Annotated in this window: 13 protein-coding genes; 4 read left to right on the top strand and 9 right to left on the bottom strand. The window is 69.0% G+C overall.

Translation table 11 applies throughout. The annotated features are described in order from the left end of the window. Nucleotides 1-107: 107 nt before the first annotated feature. On the bottom strand, nt 108-1319 hold the full coding sequence (locus tag ACWEFL_RS31885) for a cytochrome P450 family protein (protein WP_451719478.1): 1212 nt from the start codon (nt 1317-1319) through the stop codon (nt 108-110). Between the two features lie 813 nt (nt 1320-2132). On the opposite strand from ACWEFL_RS31885, the gene ACWEFL_RS31890 reads away from it, so the two are divergent. Continuing rightward, a complete protein-coding gene (locus tag ACWEFL_RS31890; protein ID WP_451719393.1) occupies nt 2133-3098 on the top strand; it encodes an SGNH/GDSL hydrolase family protein in 966 nt (321 codons plus the stop codon). A gap of 168 nt (nt 3099-3266) precedes the next feature. Here ACWEFL_RS31890 and ACWEFL_RS31895 read toward each other — a convergent pair whose 3' ends face one another. Continuing rightward, on the bottom strand, nt 3267-4769 hold the full coding sequence (locus ACWEFL_RS31895; RefSeq protein WP_451719396.1) for an amidase: 1503 nt from the start codon (nt 4767-4769) through the stop codon (nt 3267-3269). A 275-nt stretch (nt 4770-5044) separates the two neighbouring features. Here ACWEFL_RS31895 and ACWEFL_RS31900 point away from each other — a divergent pair, with 275 nt between their 5' ends. After that, nucleotides 5045-5377, top strand: a complete 333-nt coding sequence (locus tag ACWEFL_RS31900; protein WP_451719399.1) for a glyoxalase superfamily protein — start codon at nt 5045-5047, stop codon at nt 5375-5377. 104 nt (nt 5378-5481) lie between these two features. On the opposite strand, the gene ACWEFL_RS31905 is transcribed toward ACWEFL_RS31900, so the two are convergent. The 3 genes from ACWEFL_RS31905 to ACWEFL_RS31915 all read right to left on the bottom strand — a co-directional run bounded on the left by ACWEFL_RS31905 (nt 5482) and on the right by ACWEFL_RS31915 (nt 6980). Next, nucleotides 5482-5835, bottom strand: coding sequence for a DUF397 domain-containing protein (locus ACWEFL_RS31905; protein WP_451719401.1), 354 nt, complete (start codon nt 5833-5835; stop codon nt 5482-5484). A 106-nt stretch (nt 5836-5941) separates the two neighbouring features. Beyond that, a complete protein-coding gene (locus ACWEFL_RS31910) occupies nt 5942-6112 on the bottom strand; it encodes a DUF397 domain-containing protein (RefSeq protein WP_451719481.1) in 171 nt (56 codons plus the stop codon). Continuing rightward, nucleotides 6030-6980: a helix-turn-helix domain-containing protein gene (locus tag ACWEFL_RS31915; RefSeq protein WP_451719404.1), complete on the bottom strand. Its 951-nt coding sequence runs from the start codon at nt 6978-6980 to the stop codon at nt 6030-6032. Before ACWEFL_RS31915 ends, ACWEFL_RS31910 begins: the two co-directional genes overlap by 83 nt. Nucleotides 6981-7158: 178 nt before the next feature. Between ACWEFL_RS31915 and ACWEFL_RS31920 the strand changes: the two genes are divergently transcribed. Beyond that, a complete protein-coding gene (locus ACWEFL_RS31920; RefSeq protein ID WP_451719406.1) occupies nt 7159-7614 on the top strand; it encodes an ATP-binding protein in 456 nt (151 codons plus the stop codon). A gap of 180 nt (nt 7615-7794) precedes the next feature. On the opposite strand, the gene ACWEFL_RS31925 is transcribed toward ACWEFL_RS31920, so the two are convergent. Further along, entirely contained in the window at nt 7795-8340 is a 546-nt protein-coding gene (locus ACWEFL_RS31925; protein ID WP_451719408.1) for an AAA family ATPase, read from the bottom strand. Between the two features lie 396 nt (nt 8341-8736). Next, a complete protein-coding gene (locus ACWEFL_RS31930) occupies nt 8737-9111 on the bottom strand; it encodes a VOC family protein (RefSeq protein ID WP_451719410.1) in 375 nt (124 codons plus the stop codon). A 64-nt stretch (nt 9112-9175) separates the two neighbouring features. Between ACWEFL_RS31930 and ACWEFL_RS31935 the strand changes: the two genes are divergently transcribed. Further along, the gene (locus tag ACWEFL_RS31935; protein WP_451719413.1) at nt 9176-10126 is read left to right on the top strand and encodes a helix-turn-helix transcriptional regulator; all 951 of its coding nucleotides are present in this window, start codon (nt 9176-9178) and stop codon (nt 10124-10126) included. Nucleotides 10127-10199: 73 nt separating this feature from the next. Here the strand turns inward: ACWEFL_RS31935 and ACWEFL_RS31940 are convergent, their stop codons facing one another. Together ACWEFL_RS31940 and ACWEFL_RS31945 are read right to left on the bottom strand one after the other, a co-directional pair. Further along, on the bottom strand, nt 10200-11516 hold the full coding sequence (locus tag ACWEFL_RS31940; RefSeq protein ID WP_451719415.1) for a cytochrome P450: 1317 nt from the start codon (nt 11514-11516) through the stop codon (nt 10200-10202). After that, complete coding sequence (locus tag ACWEFL_RS31945; RefSeq protein WP_451719418.1) at nt 11513-12235, bottom strand: GTP-binding protein; 723 nt, start codon at nt 12233-12235, stop codon at nt 11513-11515. Before ACWEFL_RS31945 ends, ACWEFL_RS31940 begins: the two co-directional genes overlap by 4 nt. Between the last annotated feature and the right edge of the window lie 88 nt (nt 12236-12323).

Here is a 12323-nt window from a genome sequence, read left to right on the forward strand (position 1 = left end):
TGCCCCCGCACGATCCGCCGCGCCCGTGCGTGCCCCCGCACGATCCGCCGCGCCCACCGCCCCCGTGAGCGCCCCCCGAATCCGTACGCGCCATGGCGCCCCAGGCGTCAGGCCGCCCCGCCCACCCGAACCGGCAGCACCTCCACGCTGTTCCCGACGAAACCGGCGTGGCGCGGCAGCTCCGCCTCGGGAATCGCGAGATCCAGTTCCGGGTAACGCGTGAACAGCCGCTCCAGCGCGATCGTCGTCTCCAGCCGGGCCAGCGGGGAGCCCACGCAGTAGTGCGCGCCGTGCCCGAGCGAGAGATGGCGGGTCGCCGGGACCCGGGTCACGTCGAAGCGGTCGGCGTCCCGGCCGTGGGAGCCCGGGTCGCGTCCGGCGGCGGAGTAGCCCGCGAGTACGGGGGTGCCCTTCGGGATGACCGTCCCGCTCAGGGTGATGTCCCGCGTCGGGTACCGGAAGGGGAAGTAGCTGACCGGGCTGTCCCAGCGCAGGGTCTCTTCCACCGCGCCCGCCCAGGACGCCTTGCCGGAGAGCAGGAGCGCGAGTTGGTCGCGGTGGCCGCAGAGCGCCCGTACGGCGTTGGTGATCAGGTTGAGGGTGGTCTCATGGCCCGCGACGACGAAGAGCAGCAGGGTGCCTATCAGCTCCGGCTGGCTCAGCCGGTCGCCGTGGTCCTCACGCGCGGCGATCAGCGCGCTGGTCAGATCGTCGCCCGGATTCCGCGCACGGGTGGCCGCGATGCCGGAGAGGGCCTGGATCATCTCCTGGTTCGCCGCGATCGCCTCCTGCGGGCCGGTCGAGGTGCTCACGATCCGCTCGGACAGCCGGTGCAACCGGTCCTGGTGCTCGGGATCCACGCCGAACAGCTCGCAGATCACGCTCATCGGCAGCGGCAGTGCGAAATGGGTCCGCAGATCGACGACGCCGCCGTTCGCCCGTGCCGCCTCGCCCAGCCCGTCCAGCAGCCCGGCCGTGACGGCCTCCACCTTCGGCCGCATGGCTTCCACCCGCCGTACGGTGAACGCCTTGCTCACCAGCGAACGCAGCCTGCGGTGTTCATCCCCGTCGGCGGTGAGCATTCCGGGGACGGTGGCGAAGGTCCGCAGCGGCCATCCATCGGGAATCCGGCCGTCCCGGAGCGCGGTGAAGTACTCGGGCCCCTTGGCGACGTCGGGGTGGGAGAGGAACTCCCTGAGCGCCTCATGGCCGAGCACGACCATGCCGGGGACGCCGTCGGGAAGTAAGACCTCGGCCACGGCGTTCCGGGCGCGTAGCCGGGTGTTGACCGCGTGCGGGCAGCCGCCGCGGAGGTCCATACGGTGGGGCGGGGTGGCGGATGAGGGATTCAACTCGGCTCTCCTTAGTGACGGGAACGCCAGGCCGGTACGTGCCACCGGCCCCGCGTCCCCGGGAATCCGATACGGGACGGTCAGGGCCGGGGCGACGGCGTCACCGCCAGGGGCGTGGAACACCGCGAGATCCGGGCCGGGAGCCATGGACCGACCACGTACAGCGCCCTGAGAACCCGCGTCGCACGCGTCACCCGGATCGCCTCGACGGCAACGGCCCGCCCCGACGGCACACGCCCCGGACACCCGGCTTTCCCGCCGTTTCCGCACAGCGCTCGCCCCACCGTGTACTCGCCGCTGAGCGCTCCGGCCACGGCCACTCCCCTCACATTCAGAGGGAACGATCGCGGCCGGTGTGAGCACTGTCAATGCCCTGTACGGGACGGCTCCGTCACTCCTGAATGTCGGGCTGGCGGGGCCGGTTGGTGCTGAGGCGGCGTCGGCGATTCGGTGGACTCACCGGTACAGGTGGAGTCGGTGCCTGACCGGCCACGAAAGGGGGAAGGGCGACCCTGTCGGTGATCAAGAACAAGACAGCCACCGACGGGACGTGTGTCCGTCCGGAATCCCGTAAACGATCAAGAGCGGTGCCCATGTCGCGCAAGGAGCGCACCAAAGCGGTCATCCCCAGGGGCAGGTACGGCTGACACGCGGAAAACCCAGGTGCTCACAGAAGGTGCACCCATCGTCCAAATGTGACTCTCAGTGTCGGATGCTGTGAATACGGTTGCTCTCCGTTCGTATCCGAAGTGGTAGCAGCACCTTCTGTCTGGAGAACTCGTGGCACGCTTCCGTACCCGTCTGGCCCTGCTCGGCTCGGCCACCGCTCTCGCCGCCGGCGCCGTCGTCCCCGCGCAGTTCGTCGGGGCTCAGCCCGCCGCCGCGGCGGACCGCCAGTGGGTCGCCCTGGGTGACTCCTACACCGCCGGGGTCATCCGGGCCGCGGGCGACACCTTCGAAATCCCGCGCGACGGCTGTGAGCGCACCGACCGGTCCTACCCCCAGGTGATCGACCGCGACCTCGGCTCGCTCTTCGACCTGACCAACGTCAGCTGCGGAGCCGCCACCATCGAGAACGTCACCGATGAGGCCCAGCAGCCGATCGGCCGTCACCTGCCGCCCTTCGTCGAGGACCCGGACTACCCCTTCCCCGCGGTGCCGCCTCAGTCCGAGGCGGTGGGCCCCGGCACCGACGTGATCACCGTCGGCGTGGGCGGAAACACCCTCGGCTTCGCCGACATCCTCCGCAAGTGCCCGGAGCTGGGCCAGGAAAGCGGTGGCGTGGGCACCCCGTGCAAGGACGCCCTGGCCGCCGGGATCCCGGACAGGCTGAACAAGGTGAGCCAGGAGTACGACCGGATGCTCAACGTGCTCCACGAGCGCGCCCCGCACGCGAAGATCCTGGCTGTCGGCTACCCCACGATCGTCCCCAAGGACACCTCCAAGTGCCGCTACAACGACCTGACGCAGTTCGGCTCGATCACCCAGGGCGACCTGGACTGGCTGCGCCAGGACGTCCTGGAACCCCTCAACGCGACCATTGAGAAGTCGACCGGCACACAGGCAGCCGCCGGCTTCGTCGACCTCTACGACTCCTCCCAGAACCACAGCGTCTGTGACGCCGGCAAGTGGATGGAGGGCTTCATCACCGCCCCTGACCAGCTGTCCTTCGTGCACCCCAACGCCCTCGGTCACCGCAACGCCGCCGACCACGTCGAAGAAGCGATGCTGAACACCCTCGCCTGAGCCGACCCGCCCCAAGCCCGCCCCAGGCCCCGCCCGACGGTCCTGCGGCGAACGGGCCTCCGGCATCAGCCGGAGGCCCGTTCCGCGTTCCGGACAAACCGACGGTCAGGCATGAGAGACAGACCCGGCTCCGGTCCGAGACCGTGAGTCCGCTCCGGTTACCGCTTCTCAGCGGGAGCCGGCGGGGGAGCCGTCGGCGCCCGGGTAGGTGTGGTGCCACGGCTGGATGCCCTCGAACACCGCACTGGCTGCGAGGACGTCGGCGTCGTGCTGCCGCCGTCCGATGATCTGCAGACCCACCGGCATGCCCTGGGCGGTGAGTCCGGCGGGGACGGAGGCGGCGGGATTCCCGGTCATGTTCATGATGTAGGTCAGGCACCAGCCGAGCAGCGGACTGACCGGCTCGCCGTTGATCTCGGTCGGGCCCTTCGTGTCGCCGTCCGTCGTGTTGGCGACCGCCGTCACCCCGACGGTGGGCGTCAGCAGCAGCTGGTAGTCGGTGAACACGTTCTGTAGAACGTCGTACACATGGGAACGCTGAGCCTGGTCCCGGACGAAGTCGAGGCCGGTCAGCCGCGCACCGGTCTCCACCGACTCGTGGAGTTCCCTGGGCATGTCGGCCGCGTGCGCGCCGAGGAGGTCCACACCCTGCTCCTTGAGGTTGTAGATCGCATCCATGTTCGAGACCGCGATGATCCGGTAGAACAAATCGGTCAGCTCACCGTGGCTGAGCCCGAAGTCCATGTCGATCTTCTCGACGCTGGCGCCCGCACGTTCGAAAACCCGGACGGCCTCCGCCACGACGGCCGCGACCTCGGGATCGACCGGGTATGTGCCGAAGTCGGGGCTGTAGGCGATCCGCCAGTTCCGCACCTCCCGGCCGAGGAAGGCCGAGAAGTCCGTGGGAGCTCCCCAGCTGAACGGGTCGCGGGGGTCGGCCCCGGCGAGCGCCCCGAGCCCGACCGCGGCGTCCCTGACCGTACGCGTGATCATGCCCTCGTGGACGAAGGGGTTGATCCCGCCGAAGGCGTTGGGCCGGATGGCCGCCGGCACCAGACCCGCCGACTGCTTGAACCCGAAGACTCCGCACCAGGAGGAGGGGATCCGGATGGAGCCCCCCGCGTCCGTGCCCTCCGCGAACGGGACCATGCCGTCGGCGACCGCGGCGGCGCTGCCGCCGGAGGAGCCTCCGGCGTTTCTCGTCGGGTCGAAGGGATTGCCGGTGGGGCCGAAGAGGGGATTGTCGGACACTCCCCGGAAGCCCAGGACGGGAGCATTGGTCTTGCCGACGATGATCGCTCCGGCGGCCTCCATCCGCTCCGCCCACACGCAGTAGTGCTGGGGCACGTAGTCGGCCAGCGCGCGGATGCCGCCCAAGGTGGTGGGCCAGCCGGGCTTGGAGTCGAAGAGGTCCTTCATCAGCGTCGGCACCCCGTAGAAGACGCCGAGCGGCTCGTCCGGGTCGGCGTTCAGCACCGTCTTCTCGGCGGCGCGCGCCCGCTCCCTGGCCTCGTCGTACCCCTTGTAGACGACGGCGTTGATCTCCGGGTTGCGCTCCTCGATCCGGGAGACGACGCTCTCCATCACCTCCACGGGTGACAGCTCGCGGCTGCGGATGCGCTGGGCCAGCTCGGTGGCGGGCATGAAACGGATGTCGGGCAGGTCGTTCATGGGTTCTCCACGTGCCGGGTGAGCACCTTGTGACCGAAGACGGCTTCGCGGTCGATCATGGTGATGAGGACCTCGATGTCATGGACGGCGTCTTTGGTGCAGTTCATGGTGTTGTCCGAGAAGACGATATATCGGCGGTTTCGTCGGCTTCGACGGAGCCCATGCCGTACTCACATCGACGAACGTCGTGTCCGTTGATGCGCAGGGCAACCTGTACTGGATCCAGACCCGTGTGGAGGATCTGAGCCCGCAGGAGGGTCTGCGACGATGGCTCCATGAACGAGGCGGTCATTCCCATTCTTCGCGTCGAGGACTCTGCGGCGGCGGTCACCTGGTACGAGCGGCTGGGCTTCGCCAAGGAGTGGGAACACCGCTTCGAACCGGGATTTCCCGCGTTCGTGGAGGTCGCCCGGGGCGAGGTGCGGTTGTTCTTGTCGGAGCACGAGGGCGACGCCCGCCCCGACACGTTGGTCTACCTCCGCGTTCGTGACGTCGAGGCCATCGCCTCCGAGTTCGGTGTGCAGGTGAAGGACGCTCCGTGGGCGCGTGAGATCGAGCTGCGCGACCCTGACGGCAACCGGCTTCGGATCGGCACGCCGACGGAATGACACTCGCCTGCGGCGCACGCCGGGGAAGCCGTGGTGGTGCTGAGCGAGTACGGTCCGCGACATCGATGACGACGAGGGCAGGCGGGGCCGGTTGGTGCGGTGGTTCAGATGCTGGCGTTTTTGGCGTACGTGACGAGTCCGGCGAAGGCGTTGGGTGTCAGGTGCAGGCGGGGGCCGGACGGGTTCTTGCTGTCACGGACAGCGACGACATTGGTGAGCCCGGAGGCCACCTCGATACAGTCACCGCCGTTGGAGCCGCTGTAGCTGCTCTTGGCCCACGTGGCCACGGCGTGCCTGGGGGCTACCTCTATGCAGTTGCCCCCATTGGTGCCGCTGTAGCTGCTCTTGACCCAGGTCGCCAGAGTGGACCCCGGGGCCACCTCTACGCAGTTGCCGCCGTTGGCGGCGCTGTAGCTGCTTTTGATCCATGTCGCCGTGTCGCGGAGGTCGTGTTCCATGGTTGGAGTGCCCTTCCGTGAAGTCGCTGATCAGAGCTGCGGACTGTACGGGGGTGGCCCAGCCAATCCCGAGTGAGGGACTGGCGGGGCCGGTTGGCGCGGTGGTTCAGATGCTGGCGTTCTTGGCGTACGTGACGAGTCCGGCGAAGGCGTTGGGTGTCAGGTGCAGGGCCGGGCCGGTGGGGGTCTTGCTGTCACGTACGGGGACGATGTCTGTGTATCCGGGGGCCACCTCGATGCAGTCGCCGCCGTTTGCGCCGCTGTAGCTGCTTTTGATCCATGTCGCCGCACTGAGATTCTGGTCCATTTTCGGAGTGCCCTTCCATGAAGTCGCTGATCAGAGCGGCAGATTCGCCAGCGGACAGAACATTCGCTCTGAGCACATCATAGGTCTGGGCATGCCGGGCGTAGACGGTTGGATCGTCGCTGAAATGGCCTCGGTCTAGCGACTCCGAGTAGACCCACTGATGCCCATCGGGCAGCGTGATCAGCGACAGTGATGTGTCAGGCCGATCGAGGGGCCGACTGGCCGGTGCGATTTGGACCCAGATGTTCGATCGGCGCCCCATGGTGAGAAGGCGGGCGCATTGGTCCCTCATGACCGAGGCATCCCCGACCACGTTCCGCAGTGAGCTTTCGTCCAGGACGGCTATCAGCAGTGGCCCGTCCGGGAGTAGAAGGCGTTGTTGTCGGCTGAGGCGTGCAGCGACTCTTTCCTCGGCATCGTGAGTGTTCGGGGCACGGGTCAAGAACAGTGCTCGGGCGTAGTCCTCGGTCTGGAGGAGTCCTGGCACGACCTGGTTCTGATACACGCGCAGGACCGTCGCCTCAGCCTCCATCGCCGCCCGCCTACGGAACCAATCCGGGTGATCCGCTGGCGAGTACCAGTCAATCCGTGCCCACAGCCGCGCCAATATCCCCCCGGTCTCCAGCAACTCGTCACAGCGGATGACAAAGGGCTGTTGTGGTACCCGCGCGCCCGCCTCGATCTTGGCGATCAGGGAGCGGTCACACGGGATCCGGCTCGCCAGCCTGTCCTGCGACATGCCCGCGCCGTCGCGGTGTTCCCGTAACAACTCGCCGAACAACGCGGCGGATGTGGTGGCTCCGGCCTTTTCGCCCGGCTTGTCGTTGCGTCGTCCCATGGCCGTCTCCTTGTGACAGTCCGTCGTTGGCACGCTTTTGGCCTGTTGAAAATAACGGCGACCCGTCAGGCTTGAACTCCCATAACCGTTGCATTTCACCTGATCTGACTAAGGATCAGATGATTCCGGTTAACTTGAGGTGCTCTGTTCACCTCCCCTTCCGAAGAGGAGCGCAGCCATGCCGACGAACGGACCGTGCGGCGGTGGCGACACCGTGGTGTCGCGGTGGAGCCGTCATCCGAGCTGTGTCGGGCTGGCCCGCGCGCAATTGAGCAAGGCGCTGGCGCGCTGGGGGCTCACGGTCATCGAGGACGCGGCGCTGCTCGTGCTGTCGGAGCTGCTCACCAACGCCGTGTGTCACGCGGTCATGACGCCGGGGCGGGAGATCGAGACGCGGTGCACGCGGTCGCCCGGCGGTCTGCGGATCGAGGTCCACGACGCGGGGGAGGGGCGGCCGTCGCCGAAGGAACCCGCGCCGGACGCGACCGGAGGGCGGGGGCTGTGGCTCGTCGACACGCTGGCGGACCGGTGGGGCGTATCCGAACGGGAGGGGCCCGGCAAGGTCGTATGGGCCGAACTGGAGACCACCCCGCCGCCCGCCCGCGCGGAGGCCCTCACCGGAGCGGCGGGGTGATCGTCGCCGCCCTCACCGGCGGCGTACCGGAACCGTTCACCGCCGACTGCGCCCACTGCGGACGCCCCACCACCGCGCCCGTAGCCGTTGGCTGGATCGACCGGTCGATCCGGTACGCGTGTCCCCACTGCGCGCCGTTCCTCACCCCAGGCCCCACCCCCGACGAGCACCCCCGTGCGTTCAGCGGAGAGACGAGATGAGGAAACGTGCTCGCTCCGCGACGGGGGCGAGCGGAAGGTGCACCAGTTCGTAGCCGTAAGCGGTGTAGGCGGTGGCCATCGACTCGTAGGTGCGCACCGCCTCCCCGTAGGTCTGTCGGCGCTCGTCGTCCTGTTCGTAGATCTCCGGCCAGGGCGGTGCGATGAACACCCGGCGGTGGTACCGGAACCTCTTCGCGGCGGTGTGGAGGTGATCCGGGACGGTCAGTCCTTCCAACTCCAGGTAGCCCACGATGTCGGGGACACCGCGATCGAAGAAGACCGGGGCCGACTGCGCCGCGGCGATGCGGTAGGAGCGCAGCTCCCAGCAGAGCATGAGTTCGGCGAAGAGGGCCGGATCCTTCCAGGGCAGCGCGCGTCCGTTGACGGCGATCTGGTCCTGGATGATTCCGCGCCCGGCTTCGTGTGATCGGGCGTGGCCCATTCCTTGCAGATGGTCGAGCAAGGTGCTCTTTCCCGAGCCGGGCCCGCCGGTGATGACGATGAACTGCTGTGACTCCGCTGCCATGCGGAGCACCTCCTTTGGGGCGACGTGCAGTGAGAGTCCACCGGTGAAGGTCCACCGATGAGGCTGTTGAGGAGGCCGTTGAGGAATTCACAGGTGGCGAAACCGGCGGTGGCGGCGGGAACCGGCGGCGGTCGCGAGGCACGACCGGCGAGCCCTCGGCGGGCGGTTCGGGGGGCCGAAACGTTCGTCCGCGGAGGTAGCTGCGGATGCGTGAACCGTACCGGAAGCGCCGCCAGACCCGCACACCAGCGCTTTGACCTGCACCTTCAAGTTGGCGAAGGCTCACTGCAGTTGCCACCGCCTCCACATTTCCCTTCGAAGTGAAGGCGTTGGGCGGTCAAGCACGAGGACGGTTCCGGCGAGGAAGCCGCATAGGAGGTCGAAGCCAGAGGCGGCTCAGACTCCGTGTGTCGACAGGCAGAAGGGATGACCTGCCGGATCCAGGAGTACCCGCCATACGTCGGGGCGCGGCTGGAAGGACGGCAGCGTGGCGCCCAGGGCGAGCATCCGCTCCTGTGCGGCGTCCAGGTCGTCGACGCCGAGTTCCAGGTGTGCCTGCTTGCCGCGGGCGGGATCGGGCCAGGTCGGGGGTTGGAAGTCGGCCTGGCGGATGAAGCCTAGCCCGGGCGCCCCTTCCCTGCCGAGCAGGACGAAGTCGTCGCTGCGGAACAGCACGGGCAAATCCAGGGCGCTGCCGTAGAAGCGCGCCAGCTCGTCCGGGTCGAGGCAGTCGAGGTCAAAGGAGAGGAGACGTATCTCAGGTGTGTTCATGGAGCCGGACGGTAGGCCATGACCAGGACAGTCAGTGTCCTGGTCATGGTGGACACTCGTGATTGTGATCAGGACTTCCTCCCGCCTGCTGCGCCTGGTGTCACTGCTGTCCACGCGCCCGGTGTGGACCTGCCGTGAACTGGCCGAGCGGATGGCGGTCACCGACCGCACGATCCGCCGGGACATCGCCCGGCTGCGGGACCTGGGCTACGGCGTCGAGTCCGAGCCCGGCCCCTGGGGCGGCTACCGGCTCACTCCCGGTGCCCGGATGCCACCGCTGGTGCTGGACGACGAGGAGGCTCTGGCCGTCGCCGTCGGCCTGCGGGAGGCCGCTCTCAGCGGAGTCCTCGGCACCGGTCAAGCCGCCCTTTCAGCGCTGATCAAGCTCCGCCAGATCCTCCCCAAACACCTTGGGGACCAGATGGCGGCACTGGAGGGGGCCCTCGATCACACCCCCCGCTCCGGCGAACCGCAGATCGGTATGCCGATGCTGCTGGAACTGGCGCGGGCCTGCAGCAGCGAGCTGCGCGCCACCCTGTCCTACCGAGACCACGCCGGTCGCGCCACCGTCCGGGAGATAGACCCCTACCGCTTGGTCCACACCGGTCTTCGCTGGTACCTGGTGGCCAGGGACGTGGTCAAGCAGGAGTGGCGCACGTTCCGCGCCGACCGGGTGACGGCCGTGCACCCCACCACCGAACCGGCCGACCTGACCGATCCCCCCGAGGCAGCACAGCTGGTCTCCCAGGGCATCGCGAGCGTCAACTACCCGGTGTACACGACCATCCGCCTTCCGCTGCCCCTGGACCGCGCCCTGGAAGCGGTCCCGCCCACCATCGGCACCCACAGCCCCGATGGCCCCGAAGCCACCGTGGTCCGCATCGGCGGCAACAGCGCCGAGTACCTGGCCGCCTACCTCCTCAGCCTGGGCACCGAGCTGACCGTGCTGTCCCCGAAAGACGTGCGCGAAGCACTCTCCCGGCGGGCGCAAGCCCTTCTGGCGGCCAACCGCTGATGGTGCGGAGAGTCCACCGCCGAGTCCGACGAGGAGTCCACAGGCGGCGGTCGCGGGGCACGGCGGCGAGCCCTCAGCGGGCGGTTCGGGAGGCCGAAGCGTCCGTTCGCGGCGGCAGTTGCGGATGCGTGAACCGCACCGGAAGCGCCGCCAGGCCCTTGCTCCACGGGGATTTGAGCCAGGCAAGCTCCGACTCCGGCACGGCCAGCTCCAGATCGGGCAGCCGGTGGCGGATGGTGTCCACGGCGGTACGGGTGATGAGCCGCGCCGGATCCTGTGCCGGGCAGGTGTGGGGGCCGGCCCCGAACGCCAGATGCGAGCGGTTGCCGATCACCGGAGCGCCGTCCACGGGCAGGATCTCCGGGTCCTGGTTGGCCGCCGCCAGGCCGAGCAGCAGCATGTCCCCGGCACGGATCTGCTGCCCCCCGAAGACCAGGTCGCGGGTGGCGTACCGGGCGGGGAGGTTCTGCGTCGGCGGATGCCGCCACAGCACCAGGTCGAGCGCGTCGTCCACCGTGAGATCCCCGCCCGTCACCGAGGTGCGGAACGCCGGGTCGCAGAGCAGGACGCGCAGCGTGGTGGAGATCCAGTTGACCGTGCTCTGGTAGCCCGCGACGAACATCACCACCAGGTTGTGCAGCACCTCCTCGTCGGTGAGTTCCGCAGGATGGTGCAGCAGCTCCGAGGTGATGTCCTCGCCGGGCGTCCGGCGCTTCTCCTGGATCAGCTCCAGCAGGATCGCGGTCAGCCGCTTGCTGGCGTTGACCGAGTCCGCGTTGGCGATGATCGTGCCGGTGATCGCCTGCCCGAGCTGCTGCCCGGTCCGGTCGTCGATACCGAGCAGCCCGATGATCACCTGGAGCGGCAGCTTCCGGGCGTAGTGCGGTACGAGATCGGCCTCGCGGCGGTCGGCGAAGGAGGCGATGAGGCGCTCGGCCATGGCCCGTACGCTGCGGCGCAGTTCATGGCCGTTGATGCGGGCGATCGCGTCGGACACGGCCGTACGCATCCGGCGGTGCTGCTGTCCGTCGGTGTAGAGCAGCGCGGGCCGCCAGCCCACGATCGGCATGATCGGCGAATCGGGCGGCACGCGTCCCTCGCGGAGCAGGTTCCAGCGGCGCGGGTCGCGCGAGAAGTCCTGCTCCTCGCGGGTGAGCCGCAGCAGCTCACGGTGGCCGAGCACCAGCCACGCCCCGATGCCCGGCGCGATCATCACCGGGGCGACCGCGCCGTTCTCGCGGCGCAACTCCTCGTAGAACGCGGGCAGGGAGTCGCCGTCGAGGCTCGGAGAGTACAGCGCGGGCGCGGCGCTCCCGCGACCGCCCGCCGTGCCACGCGACTGCGGATAGGGGTGCTGCGGGGGTACGGAGTGCGGCGGCGGGAAGGTCATGACGGCTCCGGGGCTCGGTGGAAGGCGTCGTGGACGCCGGGCGCGCTCGCACCGCCCGCGCTGCCGACGAGGCCGGAACCGCCAGGGGCCGCGCCCACTGAACCGGCGGCCGTATCGGCCGTGTCAGCCGTATCGGCCGTGTCATCGATGAGATGGCGCAGCAGCGCGATCAGCGCCTGGACCGAGGAGTGCAGATTCCGGGCGTCACAGGCCACGAGCGGGGTATCGGGCAACAGGTCGAGGGCGGCCCGCAGTTCGCTCTCCTCGTGCCGTGGGCTGCCGGGGAAGAGATTGACGGCGACGGCGAACGGCAGCCCCAGGTCCTCCAGATTGCCGATCGCGTCGAAGGACGCGGCCAGGTCGCGGGTGTCCACCAGCGCCAGCGCGCCCAGCGCGCCTCTGGCCAGTTCCCGCCAGGCGGGCAGGAACCGCTGCTGTCCGGGGGTGCCGAAGAGATAGAGCACCAGCGCGCCGTCGATCGTCAACCGGCCGAAGTCGAGGGCGACGGTGGTGGTGGTCTTGCCGGGGCGGACCCGGGTGTCCACCCGCGCGCCCGCCTGTGTCATCGTCGCCTCGGTGGAGAGTGGCTTGATCTCGGAGACGGTGCCGATGAGCGTGGTCTTGCCGACCCCCAGCGGGCCGACGACGAGGATCTTGGCCGCGCCCGCCACATTGGCGGTGACGTATTTGCCGGACTGAGGGCCCGCGCCGGGCGGCACGGACGTACGGGGCGGTGCGGACGTACCGGGAACCGCCCTGGTCGCAGCGTGAACCGCCGTGGTCGGAACGGTCGGTGTGGTGTGGGGG

The organism is Streptomyces sp. NPDC004838, assembly GCF_053600955.1.